Origin of the sequence: Limnospira fusiformis SAG 85.79 (genome assembly GCF_012516315.1) — a bacterium.
Lineage (GTDB): Bacteria > Cyanobacteriota > Cyanobacteriia > Cyanobacteriales > Microcoleaceae > Limnospira > Limnospira fusiformis.
In genome coordinates this window covers 2535148-2552815 of the sequence record NZ_CP051185.1, presented here as the reverse complement: position 1 = coordinate 2552815, position 17668 = coordinate 2535148, and the positions used below count along the sequence as shown (strand labels likewise).

At 44.1% G+C, this 17668-nt stretch carries 12 protein-coding genes; 1 reads left to right on the top strand and 11 read right to left on the bottom strand.

The annotated features are described in order from the left end of the window. Positions 1-48: 48 nt before the first annotated feature. The 9 genes from HFV01_RS12120 to HFV01_RS12080 form a co-directional block, all read right to left on the bottom strand. The gene (locus HFV01_RS12120) at positions 49-840 is read right to left on the bottom strand and encodes a TspO-related membrane protein (protein WP_006625399.1); all 792 of its coding nucleotides are present in this window, start codon (positions 838-840) and stop codon (positions 49-51) included. A 96-nt stretch (positions 841-936) separates the two neighbouring features. After that, positions 937-2334, bottom strand: coding sequence for a DEAD/DEAH box helicase (locus tag HFV01_RS12115; RefSeq protein ID WP_006670629.1), 1398 nt, complete (start codon positions 2332-2334; stop codon positions 937-939). A gap of 102 nt (positions 2335-2436) precedes the next feature. Next, entirely contained in the window at positions 2437-2718 is a 282-nt protein-coding gene (locus HFV01_RS12110; protein ID WP_193521128.1) for a hypothetical protein, read from the bottom strand. A 90-nt stretch (positions 2719-2808) separates the two neighbouring features. Then, a complete protein-coding gene (locus tag HFV01_RS12105) occupies positions 2809-9636 on the bottom strand; it encodes an eCIS core domain-containing protein (protein WP_193521127.1) in 6828 nt (2275 codons plus the stop codon). A 196-nt stretch (positions 9637-9832) separates the two neighbouring features. After that, the gene (locus tag HFV01_RS12100; protein ID WP_006625393.1) at positions 9833-10087 is read right to left on the bottom strand and encodes a Nif11-like leader peptide family RiPP precursor; all 255 of its coding nucleotides are present in this window, start codon (positions 10085-10087) and stop codon (positions 9833-9835) included. 2 nt (positions 10088-10089) lie between these two features. After that, positions 10090-11235 (bottom strand): hypothetical protein, encoded by a 1146-nt coding sequence (locus HFV01_RS12095; RefSeq protein WP_193521126.1) that lies wholly within the window; start codon positions 11233-11235, stop codon positions 10090-10092. A gap of 912 nt (positions 11236-12147) precedes the next feature. After that, entirely contained in the window at positions 12148-12348 is a 201-nt protein-coding gene (locus tag HFV01_RS12090) for a hypothetical protein (protein WP_071533550.1), read from the bottom strand. Between the two features lie 512 nt (positions 12349-12860). After that, on the bottom strand, positions 12861-13859 hold the full coding sequence (locus HFV01_RS12085; protein ID WP_046319578.1) for an RNA polymerase sigma factor, RpoD/SigA family: 999 nt from the start codon (positions 13857-13859) through the stop codon (positions 12861-12863). 578 nt (positions 13860-14437) lie between these two features. Further along, complete coding sequence (locus HFV01_RS12080) at positions 14438-14608, bottom strand: DUF1824 family protein (RefSeq protein WP_318286283.1); 171 nt, start codon at positions 14606-14608, stop codon at positions 14438-14440. 29 nt (positions 14609-14637) lie between these two features. On the opposite strand from HFV01_RS12080, the gene HFV01_RS12075 reads away from it, so the two are divergent. Beyond that, positions 14638-15243, top strand: a complete 606-nt coding sequence (locus tag HFV01_RS12075; protein WP_006625390.1) for a hypothetical protein — start codon at positions 14638-14640, stop codon at positions 15241-15243. Positions 15244-15275: 32 nt separating this feature from the next. Here the strand turns inward: HFV01_RS12075 and HFV01_RS12070 are convergent, their stop codons facing one another. Further along, positions 15276-16016, bottom strand: a complete 741-nt coding sequence (locus tag HFV01_RS12070) for an SGNH/GDSL hydrolase family protein (RefSeq protein ID WP_006625389.1) — start codon at positions 16014-16016, stop codon at positions 15276-15278. 260 nt (positions 16017-16276) lie between these two features. Continuing rightward, positions 16277-17635 (bottom strand): diguanylate cyclase, encoded by a 1359-nt coding sequence (locus HFV01_RS12065; protein WP_006625388.1) that lies wholly within the window; start codon positions 17633-17635, stop codon positions 16277-16279. Positions 17636-17668 lie beyond the last annotated feature (33 nt).

Genomic DNA, 17668 nt, shown 5'->3' with positions numbered 1-17668 from the left:
CCTCCCCCCCCCGGCTCTCTCCCTCTGGGAAAGGGGGAGGGAGTTTAATTATCCATTGTCTATTGTCAATTTTCTATGATTGATTGAACCTAAAGAAAATAGGCAAATCACCAGGGACGACATTAAGGCGATCGTTACAATTAATGGTTCATTATCTTGAGCGATCGCGATCGCTATTAAAGCCCAAATTGTCACCAATAAATAGGCGGTTTCCTGGTGGCGAACCCTCATGATAATAGCAATAGTCGCAGCTACAATCATCATGATCGCCGTCCAGACTTGGGGAGGAATACCCCAGCCATTCCAGTTAATCGAAGTTAAGGCGATCGCTACATTTACTACCGTGGCTACACTAATCCAACTTAAATATACACTCAGCGGAATATTAATTAACCAAGATTCCCATTTGGGAACCCGCCGCCGACCTACATCTAATTTTACATAGGAATATATCAGCGATAATAAAATCGCTACCATGGCTAAAATTGACTGGGGAAATAACCCATATAAAAACAAGAATATCCAGATAATTTGTGCTATACTTGCGGAAACTAAACCGTAACCCATCTGGGCTAAACGGGGGTTATCTCGTTGGCTAGGGAGTAGCTGATAAATAGCCAACCCGAATAAACCTAAGTAGATTAACCCCCAAATAGAGAAGGCATAATTAGCCGGAATTATCTTGGTATTCACAAAAAAAGTATTGGAAATATCGCCGACAGTTAAACCATTAATCGGGGCAATATTAGTCCATATATTCACCCCAAAAGCCGCGATAATAGCCAGTAAAGTAGCCCAGCGCCGCCAGGTCTCACCCGCAGAAAATGCACCTTTTTTCATGTAATTAACCCTCAATATTTGCCCCCCAAATAGAGGGAGACGCGACCAGGCGATCGCATCTCCACATTAATTAAAGCCGATTGGGGAATTAGCCATCTAACTGTTGTTAGAAACAGAAGCTGGGCGGCGGCGTTTAACTAGCTTAGGTTTGTTGGAAACAGCATCGTCTTCATCGTCATAATCATCCCTTCCGATACTAGCCGGACGAGTTTGATCATAAGCAAGTTGCAAAGCTGCGGCTGCGATCGCATGGGGATCATATTCCTCGCTTAATTGAGAGACAATAGGCAAGAATGAAGCCATACGTTCCCCAGCCAAAGCATCCCGCACCCGGTCTTTGAGTCGGTCAATATAACGAGCCTCAATTTCCGCCCGTTTGGGGACTGACTGAATGCTTAAAGTTTGGCGCAGGTGACGTTCAATATTTCGCAACTTACGGCGATCGATAGACTGAATTAGAGTAATTGCCTTTCCTTCCCGACCGGCGCGACCTGTACGCCCAATGCGGTGAACATAACTCTCGACTTGATCAGGAAGATCATAGTTAATCACATGGGTAAGGTGATCCACATCCAGACCCCGGGCTGCGATATCAGTAGCCACAATCCAACGCACCTGACGGCGGCGCAGACGCATCAACAGTCGCTCCCGTTGAGACTGATTCAGATTACCATGATACTCATCAACACTATGACCTGCCGCCTGCAATTGATTAGTCAAATCAGCCGCAGATTGTTTGGTTCGCACAAAAATAATCGCCGATTCAGGATCTTCGAGTTCTAAAATCGGTTCCAGGGCGCGGGCTTTAGACCATCCACGAGGAACCATATAAACAGACTGTTCGATCCGTTTGGGGGTAGCCTTGGGAGTTTCCACCTTCACAGTCACAGGGGACTTGAGGTGTCGCCGCACCAACTTCGAGATGGAAGGGTCCATCGTTGCTGAGAAGAAAGCCGTCTGACGATGTTCAGAGTCGGCGGACTCTAAGATTTTTTCTACATCTTGGATAAAGCCCATACTCAGCATTTCGTCTGCTTCATCCAACACCAACCAACGCAGTAAATCTAGTTTCAGTTCACCTCGGTTGAGTAGGTCTAGGATACGGCCTGGGGTTCCCACTACAACCTGAACTCCCCGTCGCAGTCGCTGAATTTGTCGGTCAATGGACTGACCGCCATAAACTGTCAGCACATAGAGAGCATTATCATCACTAAAATTGCGGATAGCTTCCTTGACCTGCATCGCCAGTTCCCGCGTGGGAGTCAAAACCAGGGCTTGAATACCAGCGGCATGAACGTCAATCTGTTCGAGAATGGGCAGCGAAAAGGCAGCAGTCTTACCAGTTCCCGTCTGTGCCATACCCACAACATCCCGACCGGATAGCATTTCGGGTATAGCTTGGACTTGAACCGGGGTGGGTTCTGTGAAACCCAGTGTTTCTAAATGGCGAGCGCGTTGTTCGGAAATACCTAAGCTTTCAAAGGATTGACTCATCAAATCTCCAATATGATTGTTTTTCGCCCGGTTCCTTTGGCTGCCCAACTCCAACACAGATATGTCTTGACTCTAATCACTAAAATGAGTTTTAGTCCGGCGTTAAGCCTTTTTATGGGCATCTAGGAACCATAGCATGTAGGTAAGGTCTCCTAATGTTCCCAAATTTACCCTGGTTAACAACCGAGAGGTTGTCCAGCAAATTTGATTTTTTGAGACCATCTGTTCTATAGCATAGCGCTTAACAAACAGAAACATAACCTTAAATTCCTTAAAATTTCTCTCCCGTGGCAATTCACCTGGATTGTGAATGGCTGTATCTGCTGCTGTATAGGGGTTTAGGCTGATTTGAACCAAAATATAATTTTTTCGGGGAAATTTCATAAAAGACTCTGGAGACTATAAACTAGGGACTGAGGACTGGGTGCTGGGGACTGGGTGCTGGGGACTGGGTGCTGGGGACTGGGTAACAGATTAGGAATTGGGGGATTTGCTGACTGGTTGTGATTCATTTTGTGCCTCTGGGTTAGCCCTAACGATCACTTCGATACTGTTGGCGTTGATTGGCTTGACCTTTGTGGTAATGTCAAACTTGGGTTTTGGTTGACCGTTGAGTTCCTTCGATTCAACCTTGGCGGGGATAACTGGCGATCGCCCCCTTTCTCTACTAGAAGACATAGTGCGATCGTCTATTGGCAACTTAGGTTTCATGCCTCTAGTTTGCTCCATACCCATATCATGAGGTGTACCCGCCTGGCGAGCCAGTCGCTTCAGAAACGCCTGCATTTTTTGGGCATCTAAATATTTACCCTGACCCCGAATACTAATAACGTAAGCAAAGCTATCCCCAATGTTGGCAGCCCGTACAAGTTTGACCACTTCCAGAGCAAATTTAACTCGCACCTCTTCCAGTTTATTGCTCACCGCTGTTTTTTCAGGATTCTGATTGATAATCGTCTTGATCGCCTCAACTACATTACTGATTAATGTCGGCGACAATTTCACCTCTTCCATCACTTCTGGATTCTCTATATTTTTATCATTGTTCAGTAAGTCTGACAATATATTTTTAAGTGCATTTTTAAGTTGATTGAAAATATTATCTTCTTCAATCATTACATTCATTTTTAACTTATTATTTTTCACCTTAGATTTAATTTTGACCTTTTTCTTCTTGTCTTTCTTCGCCTGAATTGTCGGAATTTTCGTGGGACTCATCTGAACCACCGGAATCACCTCTCGACTGTAGGTATCTGATGCAAAGAAACGGTGAATATCAGGCTTTTCTCCCGACTGTTGCACCACATGGGTCAGTTCATGGGCTAGGAGTTTTTTCCCCTCAGAACTATGGGGAGCATAAGTATCTTGACGGAAGAAAATATTTCTTCCTGTGGTAAACGCTTTAGCATTCAAAGAACGACTCAGGCGATCGCTTTCCGTATCCCGGTGAATGCGAACCCGCCCAAAATTAAACCCAAAAGCAGATTCCATCGGTTCCCGAACCCCAGTGGATAGAGGTTCTCCTTGGTTTTGCTGTTTTTCTAAAGCCGTTTCCATTCCCGGCGTTATTGTCTGATTTTCAACATTTCCTGATGCCTCTTTTTTCTGGACTTTACTTTTATTATTGGTTTCAGCGACACCAACAATCAGATATTCCCTGCCTTGTAGGGTCTTTTTATCTTTTTCCATTTCCAGGGATTTAAGTTGATATTTCTTCTTATATTTTTTCAGCGCCTTTTTAACTTTCTTTGATTTCGGGTTTCTCCGGATTTTCTTTTTTAATTTTTTATTCACTTTCTTCAGATTCTTTTCCCCAGACTTATCCTGGTTTTTTTCGTCATCTGAAGATAGTTTATCCTCCACAAAGTCCATGATCAAAGTTGTCGGATCGAGCATCTTCAAAACATCAGCGATCGACGAAAAAACACCGCCCACAACTTTATCAACCGGAGATCTTAATTTAGTAATAACTTTCTCAATCTTCTTGGGAATACTTCCTAAACCCAAAACACTAGCTAACAGCCCCAAAACCAAGGGCAGAATGTCCACCAATGCCGCTTCAACCGCCCGAGAAATAATTTGGCTCATAATTTTAGATATAATCGCATCCATCACCTCACCCAGTGCTTCTAAGACATTCCTGATCATCTGCATATTATTTATAAAAAATATCAGCAGATTAACAATGGCTTTAGCAATTTTAATCACTCCAGAAGCCGGGTTAGTCAAACTCAAAACCCATTGAATCCCCGCGATCACAATTTGAGGAATCACCACCTGAAACATGATGCTATTCATAAACAGCTCTTTCATCGTCGATAAACCGGATTTAATAAAGTCCCACAACACCATCACCCCTTTACTGGGGAACTCCACGATCGCCTTAAAAAAGCTCAACGCCAAAGGCGGAAAATTCTCCGGTACCGATGTCAAAAACTCTTTTAACCCCCCCGGACCTTCTTCAATCAGAGTCGTTAAAATATCGCTCGCCCAATCTGGTAATTCCACAGATGCCAGTTCCAAAATATAATCTTTATTCAAACCCAAAACTTGCAGGATAATATCCAGAATTCCCCGCAAATCAAACTTATCGGGAAACTTGATCGGCATATCCATTCCCAATAGCCAATCAAAGAAAGCATTTTTCAGGTGAGTTACAATATTTTTACCAAAGTTTTTAAATCCCTCACCCACCCCACTAAATAGAGCATCCATAATGCCACTGGGGTCGTCAACAAGCGCATCCAAAAAATCCCCCGCTCGATTTCCCACCCCCGGAATCATCTTAATGACTGGCTCCACAATTCGCAAAACCTGTCGCAGAATCCACGCCGCCAGCTTGACAATAACTGCTAGGGCTTTATAAATCAAACTTTTATTTTTGTCTTTTAACTCTTTAATACGTTTATCAATTTCCTGAACACTCGCTTCATATTTCTTAGTTAAATCATCAACCAGTTGATTTTGTCGATCACTAATACTGCTTTCCAAACTATCAAATTGTGCCTGCACATTATCGGCCGCTTCCGTGCCAACTGCTTTCAAACTGTCCGGCAAATTAGCCACATAATCATTGACGCGATCGCGCCCTTCTTGCACCGCATTTTTCGCATTCGTCAATTCTTCTTCAACAATATCCGCAATCCGATATATCCCCGCTTTCTGTTCCTCAATAAATACTTCCCGAGCCACTGCATAAATATTATTCACTTCGCCCGGGAGTCCCGTAAAAATTTTATTGATCGCCCACAGCGGGCTATTAAAAAATCTTTTCAGATAAAAGCGAACTCTCACATAAGCCCAACCCGTTTTAATCTCTATCCAAGGTAACCACAGCGGGTTTCTCCTATAATAATAATCATGTTTCCACTGGGCAAATAATTCTTGTTGTTTCGCTTCAAATGCTGCCCTAGCTTTCTTATTGGTGGCTTCAAATTCAGCATTAACCCTAGCATCCATCCGTTCCAGAATGCCATTAACATTCACTTGAGTTGTGTCGTAAATTGCCTGAATTTCTTGGGTAACTCTCGCCCGTTCCTTTTCGTCCTTATGTTGGGATTCAGCTTGGGTATTAGCGACATTAATAAATTCCTGCGATCGGCTATCAAACATTTGTTCTTGAGAGTCAAGAACCGACCCCGCCTGCACATCAAGAGTTTCTTCCTGAATCCCCTCTTCTTTTTCTCTAAATTTTTTCCCCGTTTCCTCAACATTTTCTTCGGCTTTTTCCACCGCACCCGAAACATTTATTCCCGATTCCGATTCATACAATTCCACCCGATTTTTATCAAGAAGTACCTGCCCTTCTTGAGTCGGTTTTTCCGCCGTAAATCCTTCTTCTTTCCGTTGAATTGTCCGTGGGGATTGCACCATCCCCGTATTCACCGGAACCCCCTCAGTTTCCCCTTCTATCTCCTCCTCTTCTGGCGATTCAGTTGCCCCCTCTGGCATCTTCATCACCACTTCCGCCATGCGATCGGCTTCCTGTTCGTATTGATCACCCGCTGCGCCAACAATTAACTTCTTCTGTAGCTTCTCGGGAATTAATTCACTTAACGCCTGCTGAGTTTCCTCCAAAGGCTTTTCAACATCTTCTTCTGACTGAGATTTCGGAACAGTCGCCTCCGCATCTATCGCTTCTGGAATCGGCGCTTCTCCGGTTTCTTCCATTGGATCTGGCGTGGGAATTGAAATCTTAGGTTCCTCCAGTTCCGGTGCTGGCTCCCGTGTCGCTGACTCTTCCAGTTCACCCCCTGAGTCGTCCTTACTGTGTTCAATCTCTTCTAGGATATCTTCCGTAGCTTCAGATGCACCTTTTCCCCCTTCCACATCTTTCTGGCTTTCCGGCTTATTTTGCTCTAAAATAGCCAGAAGATTACTGATAAATTCTTCTTTATTAAACGCTTGTACTTCTTTATGGGAAGCCTCTTCCGACTGCGAGGCTTCGGCTTCTCGCATTTGCTGCTCAGTATCTACCGAGGCATCTTGTGCCTCTCTCGCTTTATCCTGGGCTGGTTTGTGGCGACTCTGTTCCGCTGCTAGATGTTCCGTTTGTGTCACTGCCGCTTGAAATGCCGGATCAGCATTAGGCGATCGCGGCGCAGGTTTACCACTCAAATCTGGCGCTTTCACAACACCAGGATCCCGTAATCCTTCCTGAGTTCCCAACGTTTCTAAAAAGCCATCTTCCGGACTATTTTCTTTCTGTTGTTTTTCCGCTTCTCCCTCAGCTTTCTCTTCCGCTTCTCCCTCCGCTTGAGCAGCTTCAGCATCCCCTTGTGCTTTGATTTTTTTCGCCTCTTCTAAATCTTTATTTTGAGTCGCTTCTTCTTTATTTTCTTCTTGACCCGCTTTTTGCTGTTCTGATTCAGTCGTTTTATCCGACTCTTTTTCTAAATTTTCTCCTTGACTTTTCGCTGCTTCTTCATCCTCAGCGTCCAGCAGTTGTTTGGTTTTATCTGCTTGTTTTTCCGTGTTTTGCTGGGTCTTGTGAGCTTCCGAAAAATCTCCGCCCTCCTTTTTCTTACTGTCTATTTCCTTTGCCCATTTGTCACTGACACCTTTTTTGTCTTTTTCTAATTTCTCCTTTTCCTCTTTGCCTTTATCATCTTGCTCTTCATCTTGCTCTTCATCTTGACTCTCATCTTTCTCCTCATTTTTACCTTCATCTTTACCTTCATCTTGATTCTCGTCTTTACCCTCATTTTTTTCTGGGGAATTTTCTTTTTTCTTCTGTTGAACTATCGTCTGATTATTCACATCTTCATCTGGTGAATAATTATTATTTCGAGATGAATTTTTAGGCTTTTTATTAATTTTTTTAAGAGGTTTTTTGCTCTGGTTTTGCTCTTGATTTTCTTCCGGTTTTTTGTCGGCATTTTCTGCCTCTACATCCTCACTTTTTTCTGCTTTCTCTTTCTCTTTCTCCGCTTCGTATTTTTTTTGTTCTTCTTCTCGTTCTTTCTTGATTTTTTGCTCCAGCTTGGATTTTAAACCCATCCCAAAAAAATCGGGTTTCCGCTGAAGTTTTGGTGTTTTTTCCCGAAGTTCTTGCCTCGATTTAGACTTCGCTTTCGGCTTAGTTTGTTGTATAGTATGAGTCAGTTCATGGGCTAATAATTTTTTCCCACTCTCCGAGTCCGGCTGATACTCCCCTGTATTGAAATAAATATCTTGACCGTGAGTAAATGCTTTAGCTTCCAGGTTTTGATTCATCTCGGCCGCTTCCCCATCAGTATGAATTCGCACTTCTGAGAAATCCTGACCAAACCGCGATTCCATAAACTCTTGCGTTTCCTCTGGTAGAGGATTGCCGCTTCCTTTTTTGGATTTTAGCTTATTTTCAATATCTTGACTCGCTGCAAATGCACCCGGCACACCGCGTTTGTTCTTCGGTTTGAATCGACGATTATTTTTAGTCTTTTTAGATTTTAGCGTAATATTAACATTTTGTTCATCCTCACTTTCTTCCGTAGAATGAAGAAGGCTATAGGGAACAGCCGCACGCCGACGGGGACGGTGGCTATTGATGCGTTGAATAGTCGGAGAAACTACCGATTTTGTCTCCTCTTCCTCCCGTTGAATCGGTGGGGATATAGCAGGTAAATTCATCGACATTACCAGATCAGCCATGTGATCTGCTTCTCGTTCGTATTTGTCTCCAGGAGCGCCAACTATCAGTTGAGGTTGAAAAGATAACCCCCCAGAATTGGCAGAAAAGGCTTTTAAATTAATACTAACATTCTCTTCATCCGAACGCTGAATTGGAGAACTACCCAGAGAGGATATTGTCGACGATAGCGGTTTTAAATTAATACTAACATTCTCTTCATCCGAACGCTGAATTGGAGAACTACCTAGAGAGGATATTGTCGCCGATAGTGGTTTTAAATTAATACTAACATTCTCTTCATCCGAACGCTGAATTGGAGAACTACCTAAAGAGGATATTGTCGACGATAGCGGTTTTAAATTAATACTAACATTCTCTTCATCCGAACGCTGAACTCTGCCGATCGCCTTCCGTTGCATTCGGTTAATTTTTCGAGGGCGATCGCCTTTATATTTCCGTTGAACTCTCGCCCCTGTTTGCTGAATTGTATGGGTTAATTCATGGGCTAATAACCGCCTTCCTCCCACCGAATTCGGGTTATATTGTCCCGCGTTAAAATAGATATCATTTTCGTGAGTAAATGCTTTCGCCCTCAAATTATGACTTAGTTGAACCGCCTCGCTATCCGTGTGAAGACGAACCCCACTGAAATCATTTTCAAACCGAGACTCCATAAACTCGCGGGCCGGGTCTGGAAGTGGAATGCCGCGACCTTTGCGGCGTATAATCCGATTGGCGATCTGAGAAGAAGCCACAAAAGAACCGCCTCCTTTTGGCTGACGTTGTAGTTGCGTGTCCGGCGGTTTGGGTGGGTTTTCCTCCGGTGGGGGGGCGGACGGCGGCGCGAGTTCGTCCATTTCCGCTATCTCTTCTCCACCGATATCGGTTTCTGCTTCCCTGTCTTCCTCTTCTGGGGGAGTTATCAGCCGTTTGGGTTGCAGTTTGGCTGGCGTGTACTCCAGGATCGAAACCCGGTTAAATTGGTAGCCAGAAACCGGATAAGATTGGGGTTGAATTTCTGGTGGCGTTGGGGGAGAAAAAAACGGCGATCGCCCTTCGGTCAAGGTTTCGCTGGTGGCGGTTTCAGTTTCAGAGGTAAATGATGATCGCCCACGCGGTAAAGTCTTCTTGGTCTGGACTCGGTTGGTTGTGGGTGATAGTTGTGGCGCTTTGGTTCTAATTTTCGACATTTTTACCCCCTTAACCCTGATTAGTCAACCCTTTAGGGGTTTGCCACTTCCAGACACAATCGGCGATATCATGGCTTTTAGCCTAATCATTATAAGGTTTTCCAGATATAGACTGCATAAATGTTAACTAAAATTCACAATTTTTAGGCAAAATTAGCATTGATATATTACCCAAAGTTGATGGTCAATGGGTATTTTAACTACAAAAACAGATCGATTCTATCAGTTGAGTTAGCAAAATGCGGGCGTAACCAGAAGAAATCCCAGGGCTATTGTCTAACTCAAGGACCAGTTCACCAAAATCTTGAGTTAGGGTAGCTTCTAATTCTTTGATGGTGATATTATATCCAGCGGATGTGGCAATTTTGAGCAAGTCTTGAATGTGGTCAGCCGCCATGATTTTTTCCTGCCATTCTGGATGATTGGCGATCGCTTCTATAAATGCTCGCATATTTATAATTTTACTCCCCAAGATTTGGTATTTATCCAGCCAGGTTGAACCCCTAAATACGCCTTAAATTCTAAAGGTATTCCGGGGCGATAAGTTAGTTTTACATAAGCTAATCTCCGAAATAAGACACTTTCCCAATCCCTACCCAGAAGTTGAGATCGCCGCCGTAAAGTTTCCGGCCACTTTTCCGGGGAATCTCTCTCATGGGTCAAGCCACCAAAACTCAGGATTGCGTCTCGTTTTTCAGGTAGACAAAATCCTGTTTTCACTAAACCATCGAGAAATATTTGCCAGGCTTTTCGGTTTTCTAAATAGCATTCCACCGCTATTTGATGACTGAGACTATTCCCATCTATTTCTAGCTGTAAATTAGTTTTATTTATTCCCAAAGATAGCATAGATAAAATGGCTCCGATACTATAGCGATCGCCTAACCATCCAAGTTGGTCAAGATACGGATATATTTGTGTAGGAGAAATATCAGCTATATAAAATCTTATAGCCTGGGAATTTCGACTTAATAAAACCCCGCTTTGAAATAATTTTGCCGTTGGAGGTAAAGCCTGGAAAGTCTGGTGAATAATTTGTCTTTGTGCAGAAGTTAACCGACTGTCTAGCCACCAATTGAGATGATTTTCTAAATCCGCCACCTGTTCCGAACCCCAAAATACACTGGGAACCGGAATTGCTGTATCCGTAGTTAAATCCCCCGTTAAATCCCCCGTTAAATCCCCCGTTAAATCAAATTCTAACCATAAATCATTAACATTCCGATAAAAGGATGTATCAGGGTTAGACCATTCCTGGCAAAATCGGCTAATTTTTCGCCATACTGGATGGTCAATTAACCGAGAAGACAGCGAGGGAATTGTGTCATAACCCGCCAACAAATGATATAATTTCGGAAGCGTTTCCACGGCTTCGCTACCAGCGAGGATGTCGCGACCTCCGGTTTCTGGAACCACCCGCAAAAACAGATCAGCTTGGGGTTTAGGGTCTGCTAGGCGACATTCAAACCCCACCAAAGAGGCGATCGCACTAGGGAAATGTCGCCCCACCGCCGCCAAACGCCCAAAGGATGCCGGCGAAATTAAATCCGGGGAAATAGAAGAGGCGATCGCCTCCCAATAATCAGTCAGACTTGCCATAGGAAAATATTGAAATTACATTCAAAAATGAGGCTTGGCTTTCCTAAGTTTGATAATCAGGCATTCGTGAAAATTGCCACTCCCAAACCATGAATGGGGCATTGGTGAGCATTTTAGCAAAAGTTGGGAGTCGGAATTTCCTAGATCCGGTGAGGGTGTATCAGCATTGACACTCCCCGCTCTGAAGAGACGGGGATTCTTGGCTCACCGAGACCACTTAAACTAGATTCCTGGCGTCGTCTAGCCCAGAGGTGGGACTCTCCCCAAGCGTTACTTTCGGTATGCCCTACCGTAGTTGCATTTCTGCCAATCCTGTTTAGATTGAAGCAAATATACCTCAAAAACTGATTTCTCTAGTTCCTGTGAATCTTTTACCTGCTCGAAGGAGGAAGCTAGAACAATGCAGCAAAACCGCATAGATCCAATTGTCAAGGTTCAGTGTACGCCTTGAGGCAACAAGGTTTTTTAAGTGGTTGGTTACCTTGATGCACGCTCAATCTGTGTAGCATTTATCTAGTAAGCGTGTCAAGTCAAACAGCGATGTTGTTCGAGAGTTGATCAGGTCTTGGGCTGACGGGCACTAAAGTACCCGTGTCGCCTTTCATCCTTGCTCTCTTGAGACAAGGTTTTCATGCTCCAGTGCTGTTCGTATAATAACTAAAGTGCGAGACGTTTAGGAGTGAAATAAGGCTGCAATGCCTGAAATAACCTCCTAGAGGGAGTTAAACTAGTCAATCCGGCTGCTACTATAACTAGATTATTAGTTTACCCCTTAAATATATATATGTCCCGACGCTTAGTGAGTTATGACACTAAGCAAGGCAGGGAACTCAGGGTCAATCCCATTCTAAGAAATCGTAATGTTCCATCCAAGTATACTACAAGGAGGAGTATTTAACCCACTTGGGGCGATTATGGGAAAGAGTAAAGGCGGTAGCCACCCCCAGTTTCAGAAATCACAAATCTGGGATTGAAGCGGGGAACGGAAGGCGTGATGTAGAACCTACTACTATAGGCGACCACTGCCAACCATCCATGATTAGGGAAACCGAATGTCCGGCTTGAACCATCGTCATTATACAGCAGCGAAATAGGTTGATACGCTGCGTTCAAAAGAGCAAGGGGAAAAGTAGGGTAATTTTAGCATCACCTACACAGACCTTTAAATGTACCCCGGTGGATAGGACAAATCTAAAGATGGAATGCCCATATATATGGAACGTTTAAACCCCTGTTGGGCTCTCTACGAGTACATCTTGTAGAGTAGTGAAAAGTGTAAGCGTATGCCCATAAGGGGAAAGGATGTGACTGAAAGCCAATGCCTAACTGTAATGGTTGGGATATGCCCACTAGTCACGGTGTGGACATAGAGACTGCGATGATGTAAGAGTGCTTATGACCGAGAGCGAGTTTAAAGACTACGTGGTGTATATAGCTCCTAAAGTTGAAGTCACAAAGCAGGGGGTCGTAACCCTGTTCCTACTGACAATAGGGTGTCTACATCAGGAGCCGTGTGATGTGAAAGTATCAAGCACGGTTTTGAATGGGAGTTGGGAAAGGTGACTTTCCTTTCGACCCCTACCAAACCCGGCTTGGGTAGAAGCCGGGTCAATGTTCATCATTGATTAGCAGGCCAGATATTCCCGCATTTGGGCTTTACGACGACGCAGGTGGTTCAAAGCCTGGTTTTCCAACTGGCGCACCCGTTCACGACTGATGTTCATGTGTACTCCCACTTTGGATAAGGACATTTCCTTACCGTCATTGAGACCGTAGCGCAAAGTCAACACTTCCCGCTGCTGGGGAGTCAGATCCGCCATCAGGTCTTTGAGATCCTGCCGCAACAGTTGTTGGGTAACATAGTTATCAGCAGAAGCCGATTCATCTTCCAGTAGATCTTGCAGTTCCGTATCCTGGTTATCACCAACTCGCAGGTCAAGGGAAACCGGATGACGGGAAGCTAACAAATAATCCCGAATCTGAGACGGTTCCAAATCTAATGCTTTCGCAATTTCCGTGGGAGTAGCATTGCGACCATACTGCTGGAACAATTCCCGCTGAACTTTTTTAATTTTGTTCAGTTTTTCTGTAATATGGATCGGCAGACGGATAGTCCGAGAGTTTTGGGCGATCGCACGGGTAATGGCTTGGCGAATCCACCAGTAAGCATAGGTTGAGAATTTATACCCGCGCATAGGATCGAATTTCTCAACACCCCTTTCCAGACCCAGAGTTCCCTCTTGGATTAAATCCAAGAATTCCATATTCCGTTTCTGGTACTTCTTGGCGATAGATACCACCAGTCGCAAATTCGCCTCGATCATTTTCTGCTTCGCACGACGACCGCGATTCATGATCTCAGTCATTTCCGACTCACTCAATCCCGCCTTCGCTGACCATTCCGCCGCCGTAGGATCGTGATCGAGTTCTTTGGTTAACTCATCGCGCATTTCCAACAGACTCATCATCTGCTGTACTTTTTTACCGTAGATGATTTCTTCTTCTCTGGTCAAAAGTGGAACTCGACCAATTTCGTGCAAATAAGTCCGCACTGCATCCATGGAAGCACCAGAGCGGGGGTTCCGCGATGTTAATTCAGTTTGTGTGGTTTTAGCAGTTGCCATAGTCAATTTTACCCTCCCTAAACAGCTAATAAACTGGCAGCGACCCCCTAGCAAGGAGTGAGATAGACAGTCAGGATAGTCAATATGTCCTCCGTTATATATATGATCGGTTCCTTGAAAGCCTTGCCTTCTGGTAGATATGTTTTCCTGATGTTCTGAAGCTAAATTCCTTTTACTTATCGCCACGAGGTTTTTAGTGTCTTATTTGGACGCCGGGACCCCAAGATACTGAGATCCATAGACTCACTTGCAAATTTAGTAACTGCGATCGCTCACAACCTTCCCCAATGTGACAGCCTTAGTCATCCTCTCTAAGGACAGTCGAGATGCTTATTTTAAACTTAGCTAGGTTTACATCTCTTCACATTATGTCATACTATTCAGTCTAGGTCAAGTCCCCAATGGTAAATCTGTGATTATACCAATTTATAAGGACTCTTTACTATAATGCCCTAAAATTCCTCATATTTGACACCCCAGCAGTTCCGAGATACCCGAACCATTTTTCCCGGTTTTCACCCATTTAACCAGTAGTCCACACCCCTCGATAATTTCAGCCCGACCGGGGGTGACCCCTACTAGGCTGTAGCAAACAGATCTAAAGGGAAATGGCCATAAGTACCGTTCACCCCATTTTCCTCCGAAGACTGACAGGAAACCAGTACCCCACGATACTTTTCTAAGTAGGGGCTAATATGGTAGGAGAGCTTCCCAACTCTGGTATGGGTTTGTGCTAAACAAAGACCAATTCTAGAGGATACGGTGTGGGGATGTAACTATGAAACTTAAAAGTCTGATTCCGGTGTCTATTTGGGTTATAGGTTCGCTGTTTTTGACTGTTCAGACGATCGCCATCTCCGGTCCCCCCCATAGCAATATACCCGGTTCCTGCGATGACATCAGTTGTGATCAATTGTTCCACGCTTTATCAGAAACTTGGCCGGAGTTTAATCTAACTTGTGAAGGCGATCGCATTTTATCTTTACAGGTGTACGAACATCGTAATGGGGGGCGGCGGGTGGTGCTGGCTTGTTGGAATCGGGAAGTTGACGACAACGGCGCACGAGAAGGAAGTTCCCTAATTACCCTGCCTTTTCCCGGAGAAGAAAATCGCTTTCTTAGCAGTTGGCCGGACTCTCAACCATATGCCCAAGAATTGTTAAATACCTATCCCGAAGAAATGAAAAATGTCCGGTTTCATTGTGCGATCGAAAGTGGGGATATCAATATTTTGGTTTCGGAAGAACGACAGGAAGCCGACCTGCAATGTTACTTCCAGGCTGGTGTAATTTTAGTAGACATAGATGGGGATTATGTGTCGGACGGGGAGAACAGCAGGGGGACGGGAGTCGATCGCATTTTAGGAACTTTTCCACTGCCTTAATTATCTAGAATTTGCCGACCTATTTGGAGAGTTTAGTCAAAGGTTAAATGCTGAATTTGCTGTTCAGGAACCCCTAAACCCCGCAGCAGAATATAGGTGATAATTTGATGTCCGGCGTGGTTAGGGTGGATACCGTCACGGGTGAGAATATTTTGCGATCGCCCTCCATAGCGCTGATAAGTCATGATAATATGGCGGAAGGGGGTATGTAGGTCAAGAAACTGTACTTGATGTTGAGCAGCCACATCTCGCATAGCATTAATATATTCAACCATACGGATATTTTCGCGGCTGTTTAAGTCTTCATAAATAATCGTAGGTGACAGGAGCAAAACTCGAATATTTCTGGCTCTAGCCGCCTTGACCATAGCGCTTAATTTTTGGCGATAGACTTCTAAAGGAGAGGGTTCTGTTTCGGATTCCGAAGATTTATGAAAACTTTGCATCACATCGTTAACTCCCACATTAATCACCACTAAATTGGGTCGGTGTAAGAGTACATCTTGATTAAATCTAGCTTCTACATCAGTTGATTTATTTCCCGAAACTCCCGAAGGAATAATCTCAATAGACTCTCCCGGATACAGAGTGTTAATGTAGCGTCTGAACAACCAGACATAACCCCCATACTGTCCCCCCGCTTGGGTAATGCTATCTCCGACCACCACAATTTTATTAGTGCCGCTGAAGGGACTTTGCTGTTGTTCATAATCAGGTTTTATCGGCTCAGGAATAGCCACAGAAGTCTCTAAACCTATAATCGTAACTACCATGAAAAATGGTAATGCAGAATACCGTTTGAGCCAGTTTAAAGGTGAGAGAGTGCAAATAGACAGCCTAGGCATTATTTTAATCACAGCACAAAAAACTATCCCCTATTCTATAATAAGGGTGTGATATTTGCATGGGGTGGTAAACCCATGGGATTGCTATCGTCAATTTTTAACAATTCACAACTGGGAGACTCAACCATAACAGTACAGTTCCGACCGTGATTTTTAGCTTGATAGAGAGCCTCGTCAGCCTGAGCGATTCAACTATCTACGCATAACTCAGAATGAGCAATTTGGCAAGCGACACCCAGACTGACGGTAACATAATTACTACTTTTAGAACTGGGGTGAGGAATACGGAGATTTTCCACTTGCTTACGGATACGTTCAGCCACTTTCATCGCACCGTTGATGGGTGTATTCGGCAGAATAATAGCACAAATTCTTCGCCACCATAACGAGCCACCAAATCTACTGAACGGTTGAATAGCGCCAGAAATTGCTCTGGCTATTTTGTGTAAACAATCATCTCCGGCTTGATGTCCGAAGGTATCATTATAGGGTTGAAAATAATCTACATCACAGAGAATTAAAGCTATCGGTTCTTGTTCCCTAGCGCAACGATGCCAATTATAGGCTAAATATTCATTAAAACGGCGACGGTTAGCTACTTGAGTTAAGTCGTCATCAAGGGCGAGGCGTTGTAATTCTTGGTTGGTTTTTTTGAGGGCAATTCTTGACCTTTCTAGGGCTTCTTCGGATTTTTTGCGCTCGGTGACATCAGTTTGAATACCAATAAAATTAGTTAATTCTCCCGGTTCATTCCTGACTGGAGAAATAAACAATTCATTCCAGAAAATTGTACCATCTCGGCGATAGTTTTTGAGAATGACGCGACATTCTTCGGCTTCCGCGATCGCCCGTCGAATATCATCTAGGGCGGGTTGATCTCGTTGGTTTACCTGAAGAAATCTACAGTTAGAACCGATGACTTCATTAGCTGCATAACCCGTGAGTCTTTCCCAGCCAGCATTCACATAAATAATAGGATTATCTGGTTGATTAGGGTCAGTAATCACCACGCCATTTTGGGTAGCGGCGATCGCTTTTTCTAAGAGTTTTCGCCGTGCTTCTGCTACCTGGCGATCGTGTAAATATATCTGACTGAGGCGGATCTGTTCTTGGAGGGATTGATTTTGCAGTTCCAGTTGTTTTTGCAGTTGATAAAGTCGCAGTTGTGTATTAACTCGGATCAGGACTTCTGAGTTATGAAAAGGCTTGGTAATATAATCTACACCGCCCACTTGAAAACCCGCCATAATCGAGTCAATATCATTAAGGGCGCTCAAAAAAATAATCGGGACTTTGCTAGTATTTTCACTATTTTTTAAATGGCGACATAACTCATAGCCACTCATCCCAGGTATGCGGACATCAAGCAATATTAAATCTGGCAATTTAGCCTGAACAGAAGTCAGAGCCATCTCGGCATTAAGAGACTGTCTAACATGATCACCAACCTGTCGAAGCAAAGAAGACAAAAGATGCAGATTTTCCGGCTGATCATCAACCACCAAAATATCTGCTTTCAAGGTTTGCTCTGGAATACTACCCATCATATTTAGAGAGTGAAGTCAGCTAGTTCATCCATA